We start from the raw sequence: 19308 nt of genomic DNA, 5'->3' as shown, positions 1-19308 counted from the left end.
GTGAGCGTAGTTTGTGCTTAAAAATTTACATCTTAATGCTCTAAGTTATTCCTGATGCCTCCAGTACACTACTACAGTAAGTGTAGCCATACGCGCATTTACTCTAAATAAGCTATTAGGAATGAAACCGGAGTTCTATACAAAATTTATCAGGTGTATAACTATTAGGACAGTTATTAGATATGCAACAAGTTTCATCAGAAAAATCAATTTTAAAATTCATGATTATTGATGATCACGAATCAGTTTTAAACGGAACAGTGGAAATATTAAGGAAAACCTATCCTAGTGCTGATTTTAATATTGCTACAAATGCTAGTTATGCTTTTGAGCAAATTATTAGTTATCAACCTAATTTATTAGTGATGGATCTTTCCATACCAGAAAAATCAGAAATGACAGCACGAGTTGATACAGGTATTCAACTTCTTAAGGCTTTGATGGAAAATTATTCCCATTTAAATCTTGTTATTCAAAGTGTCCACGTGAAAACATTAGTACGGATTCGTCCTTATATTGATAATCATCAAGGAGGCTTTACTATCGCTGATAAAAGTCTTTCTACCCAAGAAATGTTAACTAGAGTTGATTGGGCATTACAGGGATTAACTCACACAAAAGATATCAAAGGAATTCATTCAGGTTTAGATGTGAAACCAAAGTGGTTGAAAGTCCTGAACTTAGCCTTTGAAGAAGGATTACAAGATAAAGCAATTGCTGAAAATATGTGCATATCTGAACGCATGGTGCGTCATTATTGGAGTAAATTACAAGACGTTTTAAATGTTTACCCGGAAGAAGGTAAAAACATTCGTATTAAAACAGAAATCAAAGCTAGAGCCGAAGGATTAATTGATTAATAAACTTAAAATCAATAATGTGTTTTCCATAATTAAGATGTTGAGACTAAAATCAAAGCTTATGCAAACTAAATTTTGGAAAAAACTGCCAAGAGAAATTTATTTTGTTTCTGTTGAAAAGTTATTAGAAATCATCATTACTTTATTAGGAATAGTCTTAGCTAGTCATTTCTTATTAATTGGGAATTTGCCAATAATTGTCATACCAACAATTATCCTGGTAGCGATTAATTGCATCTTTCTTATAGGCTTGTATCAATATAACCAAACTATTGAATCTAGAATTGAAATTCGTAAAATCATGATTGAAACTACTTTTGAAACAATTCATAATGGTCCTTTGCAAAGTTTGGCAAAAGTTTTACGTTTAATTAAAGGGCAAGATCTACCAAGTCATAAATTACTCCCTTTAATTGAACAAGAACTTGAAGAGTTGAATCAAGATCTACGGGGAATGTGTGATTTTTGGCAACAAGAAACTCTGGCTCAAGATACTAGCCTTTACCTAGGAAATAACGTAGTTATAGATTTGCGAAACCCTTTGCATGAAATTCTTTATCAAGTTTATAGCCACACCTTAGAACGGGATTTTCCCTGCTTTAAAAGCCTTAAACTGAAAATCCATAATTTTGAACCTATAAATGAAAATAGTTTAAGTATTGAAAATAAGCGAGGATTATGCCGATTTTTAGAAGAAGCTTTATGCAATATTGGTAAACACGCCACCGGCATAACTTGTCTACAAGTTACTTATTCTTTGTCTGAAGGTGAAAGAATTTACACTCTGAGTATTATAGATAATGGTTTAGGAATTCATTCATTAAGAGAAGGTTGGGGAACAAAACAATTTAAAAATGTAGCACAACAAATTAAAGGTAAATTTCGGCGAGTTTCCCTTTATCCCCAAGGTACTCTTTGTGAGTTATCCTGGCCTTTGTCAAATTCTTTCTGGTGGCAATAACTAGATAAACTAAAATAATATCAAAATAATATTATTGACTCTTGGGGGTCCAAACGCCCACCCCACAAGAATATTATACTGATTGTGGGCTGGGCTTCTAGCCTGCCCATATTATGCTCAAATAGCTGACAGTACCAATACTGTGCCAAGATAGAGAATCAAGGATTATATTGAGCAAAAGGAAAGCTAAAAAACGCCGTGCAGATTACATTTTTAGGGACGAGTTCCGGTGTACCGACAAGATCACGCAATGTTTCCAGCGTGGCACTGAGGTTGCCACAACGGGCGGAATTGTGGTTGTTTGACTGTGGTGAGGGAACTCAGCATCAAATTTTACGGAGTGACTTAAAAGTTAGCCAACTATCCCGAATTTTTGTCACCCATATGCACGGTGATCATATTTTTGGCTTAATGGGATTGCTTGCTAGTTGCGGTTTAGCAGGTAATGTAGACAAAATTGATATTTATGGTCCATCAGGATTAAACGAATACTTACAAGCCGCTTCCCGTTACTCTCATACCCATTTTTCTTACCCCATAAAAGTGCATACTGTTCAACCGGGGGTAATTTATGAAAATGATGAATTTACTGTTAGTTGTGGTCTTTTACATCACCGAATTCCGGCTTTTGGCTACCGAATAGCCGAAAAAGATAGAACCGGACGTTTTGATATAGACAAAGCTAAAACCTTAGAAATTCCTTCAGGTCCAGTTTATGGACAACTCAAGCGGGGTGAAACTGTCACCCTCGAAGACGGAAGAGTAATTAATGGGAGTGAATTATGTGGACCAATAGAAATTGGGCGCAAAATTGCCTATTGCACAGATACGGTTTATTGTGATGGTGCGGTGCAATTAGCAGAAGATGCAGATGTATTAATTCATGAAGCAACTTTTGCTCATCAAGATTCAGAAATGGCTTTTCAGCGGCTACATTCCACAACCACAATGGCCGCGCAAACAGCTTACAGGGCAGGAGTTCGCAAGCTGATTATGACCCATTTCAGTCCTCGTTATGCTCCAGGTAATACTATCGAATTAAAAGATTTACTCAAAGAAGCACGAGCGATTTTTCCGAAAACAATTATGGCTCATGATTTTATGGTTTATGATGTCCCTAGGAGACGGGAAATTGAGTTAAGTGTGAGCGCTTAAATTTGCTATAATTTTGACTTATTCCTAATTTCTGCCAATCTAAATTATGAGCAATATTCCCCAAATTGGACAACCTGCACCGGGTTTTTCCACCCCAGACCAAAATAATAATTTAGTCAACCTTACTGATCTAAATCAGTGGATAGTTCTCTATTTTTATCCTAAAGATAATACACCTGGTTGCACCACTGAAGCTCAAGACTTTACAGAATTGTCCTCGGAATTTATCACATTGGGAGCAAATATCATCGGTGTTAGTCCTGATTCTGCCACATCTCATTGCAAATTTATAGACAAATATAATTTATCAATTACTCTATTAACAGATCCTGAACATCAATTAATAGCAGCCTATGGTGCATGGCGTTTAAAGAAGTTTATGGGTAAGGAATATATGGGAGTTGCTCGTTCAACTTTTCTGATTTCACCTGATAAAATCATCGCTCACGTTTGGCCTAATGTCAAAACTAAAGGTCATGCTGAATCTGTATATAAGAAAATCCAGGAATTAGCCGCTATTTAACCTTTGATAGTCCGATAATCGGACTATCTGGATATAACTGCAATTTTCTAAATGTTAATTAATTTAAAGTTTCCTTTACCGAATTCTGTTAATGAAATAGTATTACCATTCAAACCTTAGAGGATGTTTGATAGCGAAGCGAAGCCATAAAGTAATATCAGGTATGATTGTTTACCCCCCCTTTTTAAGCTATCCATTACCCACATCTTTCTTAACAATCTTGAAACATTTATGTGGCAACGGTTTCAACGCTTGAAAATTTCCCTAATCTTGACAAAATGTACCTTATTCTTCTTGATAAAACCCTTATTTTACTGAGAATCATCAACGGAGGATTAAGGTTTGGGGTTTGAGAGCGATCGCTCTTATCGAATGTTAAGAAAGATCCCGGTAATGGATAGCTTAGAAAGGGGGGATAACAGAAAATCAAGTCCCCTCCCCTTTCTAAGGGGAGGGTTAGGGACTGACAAGTGTAGGTTTTTTACATTGTCTTGAGGACAAGACTTGGTGGACAAGGTAGACAAGGTGACAAGGGAGGAAAACCGGACAAATGAATGTATAATTAGTAACAAAACAACCCATGAATTGAGTATTTTGTGGATAAAATCCTCCTTGTCTACTTTCCTTCCTTGTCATCAGTTGGTCTTGCCTTTACAGAGAATATTAAAAACCTACACCTGTCAGAGGGTTAGGGAGGGGTAAAACAATATTTGATACAATATAAGTGAATTGTTCATTCATCCTCTTATACAATAGAAATATCAATTCTATTATTTGTATTATGGTTCAAGTCATCCAAGCGCAAAATGTAGGTATTGCCTATTTAGAAGAAAGATTCAGTTTAGAACAAACTGATAATGAAGCGTTCTTTACTGAATGGTGGGAAAATTTACCAGAAATCTCTGATTTAGAAAAACAGTATCTAGATAAAGTGAAATCTCATTTTCTCCGGTTAGTTAAATATCCTCCTTTATCGGAAGAAACAGTAAAATTAGTAGTTTTATCTCCCTTACTCAGTTTAGCTGGATTTTATGATGAACCTTTCTTTATTAGAAGTGAATCATCAACAGAAATTACCGTAGAAGATAAAGAAACAATTATCAGAGGCAGAATTGATGTTTTAGTAATTCAGCAACAATTATGGTTATTAGTAATTGAATCTAAACGAAGTGCTTTTTCGCTTTCAGAAGCCATACCTCAAGCACTTACTTATATGCTGAGTAATCCTCATCCTACAAAACCTGTGTTTGGATTGGTAATGAATGGAAGTGATTTTATTTTTCTAAAAATATCACAAATCAATCAACCCCAATATAGTTTATCTAATCAATTTACACTTTGGAAGCGAGAAAACGAACTTTATCAAGTTTTCCGCATCTTAAAAAAACTAGGTCAAATTTTAAATTAACTCTGAATTAATTATGTCCATTCGTCCTATCTACCTCGATTGTCATTCTACCACCCCCGTTGATGAAAGGGTAATGGCTGCAATGATTCCCTACTTTACAGAAAAGTTTGGTAATGCAGCTAGTATTAGTCACGTTTACGGCTGGGAATCTGAAGCTGCTGTTAAACAAACACGGGAAATTTTAGCAGACGCAATCAATGCTACACCCGAAGAAATTGTTTTTACCAGTGGGGCAACGGAAGCCAATAATTTAGCTATTAAAGGTATTGCCGAAGCTTATTTCCAAAAAGGTCAACATATTGTTACTATTACTACGGAACATAAAGCAGTTTTAGATCCTTGTGAATATTTAAAAAGTCTCGGTTTTGAAATCACAGTTTTACCTGTGCAAAAAGATGGATTAATTGATTTAGATCAGTTAGAAAAAGCTTTGCGTCATGATACAATTTTAGTATCAATCATGACTGCAAATAACGAAATTGGGGTTTTACAACCAATAGCCAAAATTGGGGAAATGTGCCGGCAAAGACAAATTATTTTGCATACAGACGCAGCCCAAGCTATTGGTAAAATACCTTTAGATGTGGAAGAGATGAATATTGATTTAATGTCTTTAACCGCACATAAAGTCTATGGGCCAAAAGGAATTGGGGCTTTATATGTCCGCAGACGTAACCCTAGAGTCAAACTGGCTTGCCAACAACATGGGGGAGGACATGAAAGAGGAATGCGTTCGGGGACGTTATATACACCGCAAATTGTTGGTTTTGGGAAAGCTGTAGAAATTGCAATAGCCGAACAAGAAACAGAAAATCAACGATTAATAGAATTAAGAGCAAGATTGTGGCAACAGTTATCTAGTTTAGGAGGAATTTATTTAAATGGACATCCTCAAAACCGATTAGCAGGAAACTTAAATATTAGTGTTGAAGGTGTTGATGGTGCGGCACTTTCTTTAGGTTTACAATCAGTAGTAGCTGTATCTTCTGGTTCTGCTTGTTCTTCTAATAATGTTGCCCCTTCTTATGTGTTGAAAGCTTTGGGACATTCAGATAAATTAGCTTATGCTTCGGTCCGGTTTGGCATTGGCAGATTTAATACAGTTGAAGAAATTGATCAAGTTGCCAAACAGGTAATTTCTACTGTTCAAGGGTTAAGAAGTGCGGCAGTTGTGAGTTGTTAGTAGTAGTTATTTCTTTTAATTTAGTTGCTGGAAAAGGGTTTTTAAGAGTTAATAAATTTTCGGTTTCTTGAAAAAATTCTGGGTTAACTGGAATTTTTTCATTGGCTATAGGAATAATATGTTCAATTTCCAAACGTGCCATTACTAACCGTTGAGGACTTAAACAATAGCCACAACGATTTTGAGCATCTTTCCGAACACGACGTTCTATTTCAACAGGAATGTAAAAACGAGCCATGACTGTTAATTTAGTGCTGGTTTTAAACCACGTTCAACAGCCACTTTTAAGGCTTTGGCTTTACGGACTAAACCACGTCGGTAAACTTGCATGAGTTCATCTAGTTGGCTATTTTCTGTATCGTTTAGCTGTCCTTCTCGCTGACGTGCTAACAAGTCACTAAAAACTTCTTGCTGTTGAGTTTCCATTTGCAAATCACACAAGGTCAAAACTTGCTCATTTGGTAGCGATTCTACAGGTATTTCACTACTAGCGCGGTCAATCCATTCTAATAATACATCTTCTAGGCGGCGATCGCTAAAAGCAGCGATTGCTTTGGCTTTTTGTGCCAGTGTATCAGGTAATTGGAGGGTGATCATTTGAGACATTTTGCAAAAATGAGAGTTTTATCTTCTATTGTAACTATAAAATATTAATAGATAAGTAAAGAGCGATCGCTCTTTTATGTCCTTTTCGATATTTATCCAACACGCTACGCAAACGTTACAAAATATTTCACCATGTTGTCAAGATACAACACAATCAGGATAATTAACTAAGCATTGTTATGTGTTTCAATGTAAAAATTTATAGTTAGCTATGAAGCTACTGAAGTTTTTATAACTAGCTTGACAGTAAAGCCTAAAACATATATTTTTATACAAGGAGATATTTAGCGAGCCTTATTGATTGCCGTTGTTGATCCTGCGACGGTCAGCCGTAAAGTCAGCTTTACACATATTAGACGTATTAGACGTGTTTTTTCGAGAAAGTGGGAATAATGCCCTAAATATCTCCACAATTTTTTTCAGAGTAGTTTATTCCTAATTAAATTAGGTCGTAAATAACCATAATAATATACATTATTTATTATTAAATATAAGGGTTTGAACAATGTCTGAAAATGGCGAAACAACGAGTCTATTTATAAAAAAGGCTCTTAGTCCCAGTTTGGATAAAAATTGTGATGAATTAATTAAAAAATTTTACTCTTTAAGAAGTGGAAGAGATGTAGCAAGACTTCTGGAAATTCCCTATGGAGATTTAGTCTATTATTTGTATGTAATTCCTTATAAATTTAGATATATAACTTTCGCTATAAAGAAAAAATTGGGAGGAGAACGTATCATATCAACTCCTGCAACATCTTTGAAATTAATTCAAAAAAAACTTAATCAAGTTTTACAGTGTGTCTATCAAGTCAAGCCTTCAGTTCATGGATTTGTAAAAGGTAAAAATATTGTAACTAATGCAAAAGCTCATGTTGGTAAGCGTTATGTACTGAATTTTGATCTAAAAGATTTTTTTGTTTCTATTAATTTTGGCAGAGTAAGAGGAATGTTCATGGCATTACCGTATGCTTTAAACCCTGAAGTTTCAACAGTTTTAGCACAAATTTGTTGTCATAATAACCGTTATCACATATCTCATAATGTTAATTCTCTAACATCTTCTAAAGCATTAAAGAAACCAAGTCCTAGAATAGCTTCTTCCGTTGAACCTTTGAGAAAGGATTTTTATTTTCTTATAGATGCTGCTCAAAAATTTCGTAATATTATTGTACATAACAAGACTAATAAAGAAAGACAACAAAACGAACTTAAAAAACTGCGAAACAACCGATATATAAAAGAGAATAATGTAGAAAATAATTATGATGGAATATTAGAAGCAGTCAATTGGTTTATACGTCAAATGTACATTGATATGACAAAAAAATAAAAATATATTTGTATCAATTGCAATCATGCCACATTTCCTCAAACCAACCAACTATTCAACTATATCTCCATAAAAATCTTCATCTAATAACTGCTCTAAAGTAAAAGGTAAATCAAGAGGATATTCTGATTCATCTGGTTTTCTCACTCCTAACTTAGCATTTTTGCTTTCTTTAATTGCCAGTTTTCTAGCATCAGCATAAGCTATGAAAATTACTTCATAAAAATAATTTCTAAAAGAAGGATTTTCTTGTAAATCTTTTTTAATTCTAAAACGATGTTCAGTAATAGAACTGTACCAACTTCCTTTCATCATTTCAGGAGCATCAGCTTGAACAGTTAACTTGAGTAAGTGAGCAATTAAAATTGTTAAATTACTCAAGAAAGACCGTTTTTCCGATTTACCCATATCATCCAGTTCTAATAGTAAATGTTCCCAATCAATATCATTAAAATGTTTTTCTTTGATTTGTGTAATGATTGTTTCTCGCCAAAGATTAAAATCTTGTTCATATAGTTGATGATTCATAAAAATACCCGGTAAGTGGGAAACTCAGACACAAAGCGTGCTGAGAGGGAAACGACTCGTGCGGTTTTAACCGCCTTGAATATTTTTTCATTACCGCCTTGGAGTTGGTAAATTCGGTGTACTTTTGTAATGTACTTTCAACGGGACAATTACCGATTCAAAATTCCCAACTCTGTACGCATAATGTGTTGCACGCGATGTGCCTCCCTTTCGGGGTGATGTTAGCTTCGTCAATGTTTTAAGAGCTTTTTAAACTTGCAACACTGTTTCAGTGACTTTAAAACTGTTTAATTGCAAATGACAGAGCAGGGAACTAGCTACGCATTCCGGGGTGTCGTGACTCAAAAAACGTAGTCAGTGAAGACTTAGACTGGTCAGTACAGCTGGCAATTTCTTACAAGCTCAGTCCCTTTAGGGCTGAGTTACTGACATAGCTCTATCCACTAAATCAAAAGCATAACTTACCAATTATAACATTCCTCTTCTCTTTGCGTCTCTGCGTCCAAAAAAAAGGACGAACCCGAAAGCCCGTCCTTAAAACTACGAAAAAACCTAAATCTTCGCTTCTTCTCTTACCAACTTATCCCAACCCAAATCCTGCAAATTATTATTCCTTCTTAAAGGACGAGTTACCAACTCCAAAACATCACGCGCATTACCAAAACCGTGAATTTGAGCAAAAGTAAACTCCACAGACCACTTAGTATTAATACCCCTTGCTTCCAGAGGATTAGCATGAGCCATACCAGTAATAACCAAATCAGGTTTCAACTCATAAATCCGTTGAACTTGATTGTAATTATCTGGCTTCTCCACAATCGTTGGTAGAGGAGAATTCATTTCCCGACAAGTTTTTTCTAACAAAGCCAACTCAGCAGCTTGATAGCGTTTATCCATGTAAGGAATCCCGATTTCCTGCACAGTCATTCCGCAACGAACTAAGAACCGCGCTAGGGAGATTTCTAACAAATTATCACCCATGAAAAACACAGATTTACCGCGAATTAACTGCACGTATTCTTCTAAATTTTCCCATATCTGCGCTTCTCTTTCATTCAAACCTTGGGGGGTAATTCCCAAGACAGAACAGATTTTTTCCACCCAAGCGCGAGTTCCGTCGGGACCAATGGGGAAAGGTGCGCCAATCAGTTTACACTTACGGCGACGCATTAAAGTTGAAGCAGTGCGGCTGAGGAAAGGATTCACACCAGCGACATAATACCCTTCTTCAATCACAGGTAATTCTGTAAACCGTTTTGCAGGTAGCCAACCCGAAACTTTAACACCTTGCTTTTTCAATTCCAAGGTTAATTGGGTAACTACAGGGTCAGGTAAAGAACCAAATAGAACTAAAGGTGTATGTTCTACATACTCAGATTCATCTTGAGCGATGTCTTCTTTTTTCTTCCCGAAATTCATCAGCTTCTGAATGGCATTACGCTCGCCTTTTTCAGTTTCCGATACCGGAGACTTTTCAGGACAACGATGAGCCATAGCAGCCAATACAGTATCCTCTCCTTGGGTAAATGCGTAGTCGAGTCCGTTAGCACGAGCGACGACAATGGGAATACCCAACTCAGCTTCTAATTTAGGTGCTAAACCTTCCAAATCGGTTTTAATAATTTCCGTGGTGCAAGTACCAATCCAGACAATTACACTAGGATTGCGATCGCGTTTAATTTGTTCACATAACCGTTTTAATTCTTCATAATCATTCAACTGTGCGGAAATATCCCCTTCTTCCAACTCAGCCATGGCATAGCGGGGTTCAGCAAAAATCATCACCCCCATAGCATTTTGCAGGAAGTAACCGCAGGTTTTTGTGCCAATTACCAAAAAGAAACTATCTTCAATTTTTTGATATAACCACGCAACGCAGCTAATCGGGCAAAAAGTATGATAATTTCCGGTTTCACATTCAAAATTTAAAGCTTCGGGCTGTTGAGCAACAGTCATATTCATATTCTCCCGTTAATTTTTTAAATTGGAAAATAGATGATTGGGGATAGGTAATAGGTAATGGGTAAGAATTATATACATTTCTTTCCCTGCTCCCTGCCCCTCCTGCCTGACAAGTGTAGGTTTTTTACATTGTCTTGAGGACAAGACTTGGTGGACAAGGTGGACAAGGTGACAAGGGAGGAAAACCGGACAAATGAATGGATGATTAGTAACAAAACAACCCATGAATTGAGTATTTTGTGGATAAAATCCTCCTTGTCTACTATCCTTCCTTGTCTTCCCGGTCTGGCCTTTACAGAGAATATTAAAAACCTACACCTGTCAGGCTCCTCCTGCCCCCTCTCACACGCTTTCAACAATTAATTGTTAGGGAAGAGACGAGCCATTTCTGATTCATTAAAAACCTCAGATGGCAGTTCTTCCAAATTGTCGTCACCATTGAGCAACGAAGTTTCATCACCCCAGATGTCCGAAACTACATCATTAAATCCATTTTCTTCAGATGTATTCAGTTCATTAAATGAACTTTCTTCCGATAGATCTAGCCCAGTAAAAGCATCATCAGGTATTTCCCCAAAGGCATTTTCATCAACTGAAGCGAGGAGATTAAATTTCTGATCATCGCTTTCATCAGTCAAAGAAATGGGAGCAAAGGAGGCATGACCGAAATTATCCATTGCTTCTAAACTGGATAATCTTTCTGAATCCTGGGCAATATCTTCATCAGATAAGGAAATATCACCAAAGCCATCATCATCTCTCTCTCTAGCCCAAGTTGCTTGTGTCTCGTTTCCCAAGTCATTAAAACCGATACCAGAGACAGGGAAAGACTGTGTTTCTGGTTCAGAAATATCTGCCATGACCACAGCCGGTTGACGGAAGTACATTTCTGGTTCTACTGTGGGACTAAGACGATTACCAAGGGCAATATCGGGGTCAAAATGTAAATCCAGAACTTCAATTAAAGCATCCGCATCTGGATTCAGCTTGGCAAAGGGAAACATTAGCTGGGCTAATTTCGGTTCTAGAGCATTGATGACTCCCAGGATAAGGTAAGAAGACGGACGCTTGCCGCCATCAGGAGTATAAACTGATTCAACTGTCATCTGGAGCGTAATCCATTCACGATTTGCTTGAAAGAATTGCAACCACTTTTGTTTGATCGAATCGGTAAAACTATCAAAGAAAGCCATAAGTCTATCCCCAGAGGTACAAAGTTTTATACAATCATCAAGTCTAATTCCTCTTCTGCATTTCTGGGTTGTACTTTTACTGGATTGAGATAAAAATCTGACAATAGAGAAAAAAGTTCACGATCAGGAACATCGTTAGGAACGACACCTTCAGGTTGAGCGAGAATTTGATCGGCAATACTTAGGTAATAGTCGCAAACATAGAGCAGAGAAGGATCTGACTCTGCCATTTCAAACAGAGTTTTGCCTTTGACGCGAGAAACGCGGATATCTTCAATTAAAGGTAATACCTCTAAAACAGGCATGGGTACGGCTTCTATATATTTCTCAATTAAGTCACGCTTAGAAGTTCGATTACCAATTAACCCCGCTAGACGTAAGGGATGAGTCCGGGCTTTTTCACGGACGGAAGCTGCAATCCGGTTAGCAGCAAATAAGGCATCAAAGCCATTATCTGTAACAATTAGACAATAATCTGCATAATTTAACGGTGCGGCAAAACCACCACAAACAACGTCACCCAGGACATCAAATAAAATTATGTCGTACTCATCAAAAGCATTAAGTTCTTTTAATAATTTAACTGTTTCCCCAACTACATAGCCACCACAACCAGCACCAGCTGGAGGTCCACCTGCTTCAACGCAATCAACACCGCCATATCCTTTGTAAATTACATCCTCTGACCAAACATCTTCATAGTGATAATTTTTTTCTTTCAAGGTGTCAATAATGGTAGGAATCAAAAACCCAGTCAGGGTAAAGGTGCTGTCATGTTTAGGATCACAGCCAATTTGTAGTACCTTCTTACCCCGTTTAGCTAGAGCGACAGAGATATTACAACTGGTTGTAGATTTGCCGATTCCACCTTTTCCATAAACTGCTAGTTTCATTTTTTTGCCTCTCTTATAGTTTTTTAATCAACTCTTAGCTCAAACATTTGCCTGTATCTACATTGATTCGGGGATGTTTGAGGGATGTGAATGCCATTATTATGCAAATCCTCTGAAAAGGAAAGGGGGTCTGGAGTCTGAAAAATACTGATATCAGCCATTTAAGGAAATAAATATATTATTTTTGAACTATTAAGACTTTAATTGCTCTAAAAAACTCTAAAAAGAATATTTTTAATATTTTTATTAATTATTTTTATAAAAATAGTTTCAAAAAACAAAAAAAATATAATAGATAAAAATCTATGAATTCCATAATATCTGCTTATTCTTGTTGCTATTGACTATATTGCAAGTATTTACGGTGTGTGCAACCAGAAAAGCATTGTCAGCACTACGTTGTAAATAAAGGCGAGATGTTGAGATGAGATTCATCAGGAGTTCTGATTCAGGAGTAAAATTGACAATGCAGAAATTTTATCAGCGATCGCTTCTCTGATAATTAGCATCAATAATGGATTAGTAAATATTTATTAAATTAGAAAATATCTGATATAAAACTTAATAAGTCATGGGTAATTAGTAATTGGTATGAGGAAAAAAGTTCTTACCCACTGACAACTGACAACTGACTAAGAAACAAATGACTAAAAAACAAAAATTTCCTTACTTACTGGGTTCTAAATGGACAGCACAGCAGAAAGTTGATGGTTGGCGACATTTTCAGGTTGTGAACCGAAAAAATCAGGGTAAATGGGTATATGCGGAAATGGTAGCAGCCTGTGATCCCCAAGTCCGCTTTTGGTTAAATGCTAAATTATTACAAGATAATTCTCAATGGTACGCTGGGTGGCAAACTTTACAAGAAATAAATGCTATCGAAAACAAATAATCTGACAACTGACAACTAACTAATGACCAATAACCATCAATGGTTGTTGATATAGTGGCACAGTAAAAGTCACCGTTGAACCCAGTCCTTCACCAAGACTATAGAAATGTACCTCACCACCCATTGCTTCTATCAGCTTTTGGGATATTGTTACTGTTCCTAACTGATCTGCTACTTCCTTAGCTAATTCTAATTCTGCTTGAGTTAATGGATGACATGGATTAACAAAACTAAGAGCAACTAAACTATTAGCTTGATCTTTATAACAAGTAGCAACAACCAGAACCTTGGATCCAGAAGATTGCTGATTAGATGAAACTGTCATGATGACAGGCTCTAAAGTAGCTAATGCCTCAGCAAAACTTGGCTCAGAAGATATATCTATTTCTGAGCCAAGGATAGAACTTTGTTCTGGCCGACGATACTCAGCAATTACCCAAACCTTGTTACTAGACGGTTGATAAGGGCAGATAATACAGCGTTCTAGGTTGAGTTTTTTTCCCAAACTATCAACTGTTTGCTGCCAAATAATATCTAAGTCTAGGGTTCGGCGAATATTTCTGGTGATTCTGTTTAATAATTTCTGGTGTCGCTGCAACCGCAAAGCTAACTCAAGTGCTGTCGGCGGTTTTAGCTTAACCGACAGAAGCCCCACGTCTCACTATACCGGAGCGTGGGATGAATGGCGCGTGAGTTGACGACAGTTCCCTGACTAATGTGCGTAGCACGAAAGAAGGGAACAGGTCGGAAACGAACACTTTCTTATTCTTCCGGTGAATTTTGATTTTCAATATATTTTCGTAACGTTGAGATAGTTACCCCGCCACAACTAGCAACAAAATAAGACCCGTTCCAAAAAACATCTTTCCAGTAAATTTTGGCTAAATGTTCTGAAAATTCTTGGCGTAATTTCCTAGAAGAAACTGATTTAAGATTATTTATCAGTTTGCTTAATTCTAAGTCCGGGTGGTACTGGAACAGGCAATGGATATGATCTTCTTCTGGAGTTGAACTCCACAAGTTTGCAATCCCATTTAACCAATAGTTCTTCTCAAATGACGTGCAGCCGCTGTAACATCTCTCCAGTAAAGGCTTTGCGTCTATATTTTGTCGTTAAAACTAGATGTACTTTTAAGTCACTGACCGACCTTCCCTTAGACACAAAATCATTTTTCATAAGCCTCTTGCCATATCTCTAGTAATTGGTGTATACTAAAATAGTAACACCAACACCAGAAAAAGGCAATAATCAGGTGCGGACATCCTACCAATACAAATTGAAACCGACGAAAGAGCAAGCTGAAAAGATTGATGAAACGCTAGAAAAATTGCGTTATCAATACAATTATTTGCTTGCTCAACGGTTTAATTGGTACGAACAGTGCCGTTCTCCTATTGATAGATGTTCCATTTTCGTTTGTCATTTACCAGAACTCAAGGATAAACCGAATTATTACAGCCAGAAAGCATCATTAACCCAACTTAAAAAAGACCGCCCTTGGTACAAAGATATACACTCTCAGGTGCTACAAGAAGTCCCAAAAAAAGTTGAATTAGCCTTTGACCGATGGCTAAAAGGTGATGTTAATGGTAAAAAATCAGGTAAGCCTAGATTTAAAGGTGCGGGGCAATATAAAACATTTACTTTCCCCCAATTCAAGCAACATCACTTTACTAATAACAGAATTACGTTATCAAAAATAGGTGATATTAAGGTAATTGTTCATCGTCAAATACCCGATGGATTTGAGATTAAAACTGTGTCTGTCACCAAGAAAGCCGATGGCTACTATGTAACCCTAAGCCTTGACGACAAAACAGTTCCAACGGTTAAACCTGATTTTAATGCTAATAATATCGTTGGTATTGATGTAGGTTTAATTGATTTTATTGTCACCTCAGACGATGAAAGAATTGCAGCCCCTAAGTTTTTACGCAAGGCTGAACGCAAATTAAAATCTGCACAGCGTCGCGTATCTCGTAGGAAGAAAGGATCTAATCGTCGTAAAAAAGCTATTAAAAAACTGGGTATTCAACATAAAAAAGTATCGGATACCCGCAAAGATTTTCACTTTAAAACAGCAAACAATCTACTCAAAAAGTATGATGTAATTGCTGTTGAAAAGTTGAACATAAAAGGACTCGCTAGAACATGGTTGGCAAAAAGTATTCATGATGCCGGCTGGGGACAATTTATTTCGATACTAACAGTCAAAGCCGAAAATGCTGGACTCAAAGTAATCGCTGTAAATCCCAGCGGGACAAGCCAAGAATGTTCTAGTTGTGGTCACAAAGTTAAAAAGCCGCTATCAGAAAGAACGCACAATTGCCCTAACTGTAAGGTCAGTTTGTGCCGTGATCTAAATGCTTCAATTAATATCAAGAACCGTGGGACACACGGTCTTAAAGCTCAGTCAATGTCTTCATAGAAGAGTCGCTGAGAAGCCCACACTCACCCGAAGGGGAGTGTGTGGAGTATGTCACCTTCTTGAGGATTAATTTTTGATGGTAACAGCCTACCTATTACCAAAACTGTAGTTGTCGGGTAACCAAATCGCGGCAGAATCGGCGTAATTGTCAATTCCAACTCTAATAACTCAATATTGGGGCATTTAAACCAACATTTCACCCTTTCTGGCACAGAACTGCTCAAAATCCGGTGTAAATGTTCTAGATAAACAACCTTATCTACAGGAGCAAAGCTATCATTTTCATTGAGGACATCAACTATTTTCTCAGGATCACAACCTAAGTATTCGCTGTGCTGCCAATAAAAAGTCAGATAGCGCCCGGAACCATCTTGTGTATATACTAACTCCGCCCCCAGAGTTGCTGATGAACTATCCCTCATGAGGGTAAGAAATTCCAGATTTTGAGCAATTATATTGGGAAATTGGGTATTGGCAGTAATACGCATTAATCGAGTTGGATAGACAAAGAGCTTTCTACCGTGCTTATACTCAAGCTAAAGCTAATTAAATTCTTGCATAAACTTTTATAACTTTCACCTTTTTCTATTGTGGATTTTTGAGTTTACTGACATTCAAAGCATTAAATTTTACATTTCTTATCATTAGCTGATACTAATCATTCCATTCACCACGAGGTGGAACAGGTGTACGGAGAGGGGAACGTGTTAAGTCATCATCTCTGGTAAAATCACCACGCAACCATTGACGAATAGCCACCTCAATCACTTTACTCGGGTCATTAGTGAGATGTTGAATTTGCTCGATTAATTCAGAATCTAGATTGAGCGCGATTTCTGTTTTTTCAGCGCGTTTATCATCTGCACCGTTAGGTTGTTCTTGCATAATCATGGTTTTAAATACTCTGAAGTTGTTTATATGAAACCGTTGTCAAGCTGTTATTTATAATTTTTGTCTATTTAATTTTGACATACTTCCCAGCCTAAAGGCGTGGGGATTCTGGAATCAAGCAGGGATTGCAGAAAGTCGGCAGAACTAAGTCGGACGTGCTAAGAGAACTGATTAGAGACTTCCAATTTAAAAAATATCCCAAAATTTCTTGTAGTGCGGGCCGAAAAGTCCCCTAATAATACAAGGAGGGACCAGATACCATTGGATAGCGAACGCGAGAGCGTCCCGGAGGGAACTAGCGCTGCTGCAAGCAGTTCATTTTTTTTGTGGAGTTCTCTGAGGGGGTTAAAACACAAGATAAAGTCGTCCTAGAAGCGATGCTATACAGGAGTCAGAAGAAAGAAGAAAATTTTTTTCATGTTCCGTACATCTGGCTTCTTGCCTTTTACCTTTTGCCTTATTACCTCAGAAAGCATTAAAATACATGAAGTAAATAGCTTTCACTTTGGTTTGCTTTAAGCAAAAATAGTATATGACTGACGTTCCCGCATCTCGCATTCGCAATTTTTGTATTATTGCTCACATTGATCACGGAAAATCTACTCTCGCTGATCGTTTACTACAGGCTACTGGAACTGTAGAAAATAGACAGATGAAAGAGCAGTTTCTTGATAACATGGATTTGGAACGGGAGCGCGGCATTACAATTAAGCTGCAAGCTGCCCGGATGAATTATACTGCTAAGGATGGTCAGCAGTACGTTCTCAATTTAATTGATACTCCTGGACACGTGGATTTTTCCTATGAAGTTTCACGTTCTCTTGTTGCTTGTGAAGGGGCATTATTGGTTGTGGATGCGTCCCAAGGTGTAGAAGCGCAAACATTAGCAAATGTCTATTTAGCCCTAGAGAGTAATCTAGAAATTATCCCTGTTTTAAATAAAATTGATTTACCAGGGGCAGAACCAGAACGAGTAATTGGCGAAATTGAAGAAATTATTGGTTTAGATTGCAGTCGGGCAATTTTGGCTTCAGCTAAAGAGGGAATTGGCATTGCTGAAATTTTAGAAACAATTGTCGAACGAGTTCCACCACCTGCTGATACTGTAAATGAGAAGCTTAGGGCGTTAATTTTTGATAGTTACTATGATAGTTACCGAGGTGTAATTGTTTATTTCCGAGTGATGGATGGCACTGTTAAAAAAGGCGATCGCATTTACTTGATGGCATCCGGTAAAGAATATGTCATTGAAGAATTAGGCGTTCTCTCTCCTAGTCAAAAGCAAGTTGAAGAACTTCATGCTGGAGAAGTAGGTTATTTAGGAGCATCAATTAGGGCTGTGGCTGATGCCCGGGTAGGTGATACCCTTACACTGTGTAAAAACAAAGCTACCGAAGCCTTACCTGGCTACGCAGAAGCAAATCCCATGGTATTTTGTGGGATGTTCCCCATAGATGCAGATCAGTTTGAAGACTTGCGGGAAGCTTTAGAAAAACTGGAACTCAATGATGCCGCATTACATTATGAACCAGAAACCTCTAGTGCTATGGGTTTTGGTTTCCGGTGCGGGTTTTTGGGGTTACTGCACATGGAAATTGTTCAGGAACGCTTGGAGCGCGAGTATAACCTAGATTTAATCATTACCGCACCATCCGTAGTTTACAAAGTTGTCACCAATAAGGGTGAAGAACTATACATTGATAATCCTAGCCGCTTACCTGAACCGAATGAGCGCGACAGAATCGAAGAACCCTATGTCAAAGTCGAAATGATTACTCCAGAAACCTACGTCGGTTCTTTAATGGAGTTGTCGCAAAATCGCCGGGGAGTCTTCAAAGATATGAAATATCTCACCCAAGGACGGACTACACTAACTTATGAGTTACCTTTGGCTGAAGTTGTCACCGACTTTTTTGATCAAATGAAATCTCGTTCTCGTGGTTACGCCAGTATGGAATATCATCTGATTGGCTACCGAGAAAATCCTTTGGTGAAATTGGATATTCTGATTAACGGTGATCCAGTGGATTCCCTAGCCATGATTGTCCATAGGGATAAGGCTTACAATGTCGGTAGAGCTATGGCGGAAAAACTCAAAGAACTAATTCCCCGCCATCAATTTAAAGTCCCCATTCAAGCTTCTATTGGCTCAAAAGTTATTGCCAGTGAAAGTATATCGGCGATGCGGAAAGATGTCCTGGCTAAATGCTACGGGGGCGACATCAGCCGGAAGAAGAAACTGTTGAAAAAGCAAGCCAAAGGTAAAAAACGGATGAAGTCTATAGGTACTGTAGATGTACCCCAGGAGGCTTTTATGGCTGTGTTGCGGTTAGATAAAGACTAATTACCATATTTTGAGAAACAAGCTGTGACGATTAGAAAGATGCCTCCGGCACGCTCCGCCTTAGCAGAGTTTTCGCTTTAGCGATACACATTTACATAAACAAAGTCCACACATTGACCAACATTGCTGATTTCGCTATGCTCAATT

The 19308-nt window shown here is 37.5% G+C and carries 18 protein-coding genes and 2 pseudogenes; 10 read left to right on the top strand and 10 right to left on the bottom strand.

Annotation, left to right across the window (positions count from 1 at the left end; genetic code table 11):
- Positions 1–182 precede the first annotated feature (182 nt).
- From EZY12_04900 to EZY12_04875, 6 genes are all read left to right on the top strand, one after another.
- Positions 183–860: a response regulator transcription factor gene (locus tag EZY12_04900; protein QSX69014.1), complete on the top strand. Its 678-nt coding sequence runs from the start codon at positions 183–185 to the stop codon at positions 858–860.
- Positions 861–921: 61 nt separating this feature from the next.
- Complete coding sequence (locus tag EZY12_04895; protein QSX69013.1) at positions 922–1821, top strand: sensor histidine kinase; 900 nt, start codon at positions 922–924, stop codon at positions 1819–1821.
- A 198-nt stretch (positions 1822–2019) separates the two neighbouring features.
- On the top strand, positions 2020–2976 hold the full coding sequence (locus tag EZY12_04890; protein QSX69012.1) for a ribonuclease Z: 957 nt from the start codon (positions 2020–2022) through the stop codon (positions 2974–2976).
- A 46-nt stretch (positions 2977–3022) separates the two neighbouring features.
- On the top strand, positions 3023–3499 hold the full coding sequence (locus EZY12_04885; GenBank protein QSX69011.1) for a peroxiredoxin: 477 nt from the start codon (positions 3023–3025) through the stop codon (positions 3497–3499).
- A gap of 781 nt (positions 3500–4280) precedes the next feature.
- A complete protein-coding gene (locus EZY12_04880; GenBank protein QSX69010.1) occupies positions 4281–4907 on the top strand; it encodes a restriction endonuclease subunit R in 627 nt (208 codons plus the stop codon).
- Between the two features lie 13 nt (positions 4908–4920).
- Positions 4921–6090, top strand: coding sequence for an IscS subfamily cysteine desulfurase (locus EZY12_04875; protein ID QSX69009.1), 1170 nt, complete (start codon positions 4921–4923; stop codon positions 6088–6090).
- Positions 6091–6193: 103 nt separating this feature from the next.
- Here the strand turns inward: EZY12_04875 and EZY12_04870 are convergent.
- A pseudogene (locus tag EZY12_04870) lies at positions 6194–6328 on the bottom strand (HNH endonuclease).
- Positions 6329–6333: 5 nt separating this feature from the next.
- Positions 6334–6696 (bottom strand): hypothetical protein, encoded by a 363-nt coding sequence (locus EZY12_04865; GenBank protein ID QSX69008.1) that lies wholly within the window; start codon positions 6694–6696, stop codon positions 6334–6336.
- Between the two features lie 505 nt (positions 6697–7201).
- Between EZY12_04865 and EZY12_04860 the strand changes: the two genes are divergently transcribed.
- Entirely contained in the window at positions 7202–8029 is an 828-nt protein-coding gene (locus EZY12_04860) for a hypothetical protein (GenBank protein ID QSX69007.1), read from the top strand.
- A gap of 51 nt (positions 8030–8080) precedes the next feature.
- On the opposite strand, the gene EZY12_04855 is transcribed toward EZY12_04860, so the two are convergent.
- The 4 genes from EZY12_04855 to bchL all read right to left on the bottom strand — a co-directional run bounded on the left by EZY12_04855 (position 8081) and on the right by bchL (position 12605).
- Entirely contained in the window at positions 8081–8557 is a 477-nt protein-coding gene (locus tag EZY12_04855; protein ID QSX69006.1) for a DUF29 domain-containing protein, read from the bottom strand.
- Between the two features lie 552 nt (positions 8558–9109).
- Positions 9110–10513 (bottom strand): ferredoxin:protochlorophyllide reductase (ATP-dependent) subunit N, encoded by a 1404-nt coding sequence (locus EZY12_04850; protein ID QSX69005.1) that lies wholly within the window; start codon positions 10511–10513, stop codon positions 9110–9112.
- A 365-nt stretch (positions 10514–10878) separates the two neighbouring features.
- Complete coding sequence (locus tag EZY12_04845; GenBank protein ID QSX69004.1) at positions 10879–11712, bottom strand: DUF5331 domain-containing protein; 834 nt, start codon at positions 11710–11712, stop codon at positions 10879–10881.
- A 26-nt stretch (positions 11713–11738) separates the two neighbouring features.
- Complete coding sequence (gene bchL, locus EZY12_04840; protein ID QSX69003.1) at positions 11739–12605, bottom strand: ferredoxin:protochlorophyllide reductase (ATP-dependent) iron-sulfur ATP-binding protein; 867 nt, start codon at positions 12603–12605, stop codon at positions 11739–11741.
- Positions 12606–13248: 643 nt separating this feature from the next.
- Between bchL and EZY12_04835 the strand changes: the two genes are divergently transcribed.
- Positions 13249–13497 carry a TIGR02450 family Trp-rich protein gene (locus tag EZY12_04835; GenBank protein QSX69002.1) on the top strand — a complete coding sequence of 83 codons (249 nt, stop codon included), beginning with the start codon at positions 13249–13251 and terminating at the stop codon, positions 13495–13497.
- A gap of 19 nt (positions 13498–13516) precedes the next feature.
- Here the strand turns inward: EZY12_04835 and EZY12_04830 are convergent, their stop codons facing one another.
- Together EZY12_04830 and tnpA are read right to left on the bottom strand one after the other, a co-directional pair.
- Positions 13517–14152: a GAF domain-containing protein gene (locus tag EZY12_04830; GenBank protein QSX69001.1), complete on the bottom strand. Its 636-nt coding sequence runs from the start codon at positions 14150–14152 to the stop codon at positions 13517–13519.
- A gap of 107 nt (positions 14153–14259) precedes the next feature.
- Positions 14260–14674 (bottom strand): annotated as a pseudogene (gene tnpA, locus EZY12_04825) (IS200/IS605 family transposase).
- Positions 14675–14750: 76 nt separating this feature from the next.
- Between tnpA and EZY12_04820 the strand changes: the two are divergent.
- A complete protein-coding gene (locus EZY12_04820; GenBank protein QSX70516.1) occupies positions 14751–15926 on the top strand; it encodes a transposase in 1176 nt (391 codons plus the stop codon).
- A 23-nt stretch (positions 15927–15949) separates the two neighbouring features.
- Here EZY12_04820 and EZY12_04815 read toward each other — a convergent pair whose 3' ends face one another.
- Both EZY12_04815 and EZY12_04810 read right to left on the bottom strand, forming a co-directional pair.
- Positions 15950–16414 (bottom strand): hypothetical protein, encoded by a 465-nt coding sequence (locus tag EZY12_04815; GenBank protein ID QSX69000.1) that lies wholly within the window; start codon positions 16412–16414, stop codon positions 15950–15952.
- Positions 16415–16580: 166 nt separating this feature from the next.
- Positions 16581–16817, bottom strand: a complete 237-nt coding sequence (locus tag EZY12_04810; GenBank protein QSX68999.1) for a hypothetical protein — start codon at positions 16815–16817, stop codon at positions 16581–16583.
- Between the two features lie 532 nt (positions 16818–17349).
- Here EZY12_04810 and lepA point away from each other — a divergent pair.
- Positions 17350–19161 carry an elongation factor 4 gene (lepA, locus tag EZY12_04805; GenBank protein QSX68998.1) on the top strand — a complete coding sequence of 604 codons (1812 nt, stop codon included), beginning with the start codon at positions 17350–17352 and terminating at the stop codon, positions 19159–19161.
- Positions 19162–19308 lie beyond the last annotated feature (147 nt).

Source organism: Dolichospermum sp. DET69 (assembly GCA_017355425.1).
In the GTDB taxonomy this organism is placed as follows: domain Bacteria; phylum Cyanobacteriota; class Cyanobacteriia; order Cyanobacteriales; family Nostocaceae; genus Dolichospermum.
Note: the sequence above shows the minus strand (reverse complement) of the source record. Positions and strands in the feature narration are given on the sequence as shown.

Excerpts from the sequence above, each read along its gene's own strand:
- EZY12_04900 (QSX69014.1), top strand. The coding sequence starts at position 183 with ATGCAACAAGTTTCATCAGAAAAATCAATTTTAAAATTCATGATTATT.
- EZY12_04895 (QSX69013.1), top strand. The coding sequence starts at position 922 with ATGCAAACTAAATTTTGGAAAAAACTGCCAAGAGAAATTTATTTTGTT.
- EZY12_04885 (QSX69011.1), top strand. The coding sequence starts at position 3,023 with ATGAGCAATATTCCCCAAATTGGACAACCTGCACCGGGTTTTTCCACC.
- EZY12_04880 (QSX69010.1), top strand. The coding sequence starts at position 4,281 with ATGGTTCAAGTCATCCAAGCGCAAAATGTAGGTATTGCCTATTTAGAA.
- EZY12_04875 (QSX69009.1), top strand. The coding sequence starts at position 4,921 with ATGTCCATTCGTCCTATCTACCTCGATTGTCATTCTACCACCCCCGTT.
- EZY12_04865 (QSX69008.1), bottom strand. The coding sequence starts at position 6,696 with ATGTCTCAAATGATCACCCTCCAATTACCTGATACACTGGCACAAAAA.
- EZY12_04860 (QSX69007.1), top strand. The coding sequence starts at position 7,202 with ATGTCTGAAAATGGCGAAACAACGAGTCTATTTATAAAAAAGGCTCTT.
- EZY12_04855 (QSX69006.1), bottom strand. The coding sequence starts at position 8,557 with ATGAATCATCAACTATATGAACAAGATTTTAATCTTTGGCGAGAAACA.
- EZY12_04850 (QSX69005.1), bottom strand. The coding sequence starts at position 10,513 with ATGACTGTTGCTCAACAGCCCGAAGCTTTAAATTTTGAATGTGAAACC.
- EZY12_04845 (QSX69004.1), bottom strand. The coding sequence starts at position 11,712 with ATGGCTTTCTTTGATAGTTTTACCGATTCGATCAAACAAAAGTGGTTG.
- bchL (QSX69003.1), bottom strand. The coding sequence starts at position 12,605 with ATGAAACTAGCAGTTTATGGAAAAGGTGGAATCGGCAAATCTACAACC.
- EZY12_04835 (QSX69002.1), top strand. The coding sequence starts at position 13,249 with ATGACTAAAAAACAAAAATTTCCTTACTTACTGGGTTCTAAATGGACA.
- EZY12_04815 (QSX69000.1), bottom strand. The coding sequence starts at position 16,414 with ATGCGTATTACTGCCAATACCCAATTTCCCAATATAATTGCTCAAAAT.
- EZY12_04810 (QSX68999.1), bottom strand. The coding sequence starts at position 16,817 with ATGATTATGCAAGAACAACCTAACGGTGCAGATGATAAACGCGCTGAA.
- lepA (QSX68998.1), top strand. The coding sequence starts at position 17,350 with ATGACTGACGTTCCCGCATCTCGCATTCGCAATTTTTGTATTATTGCT.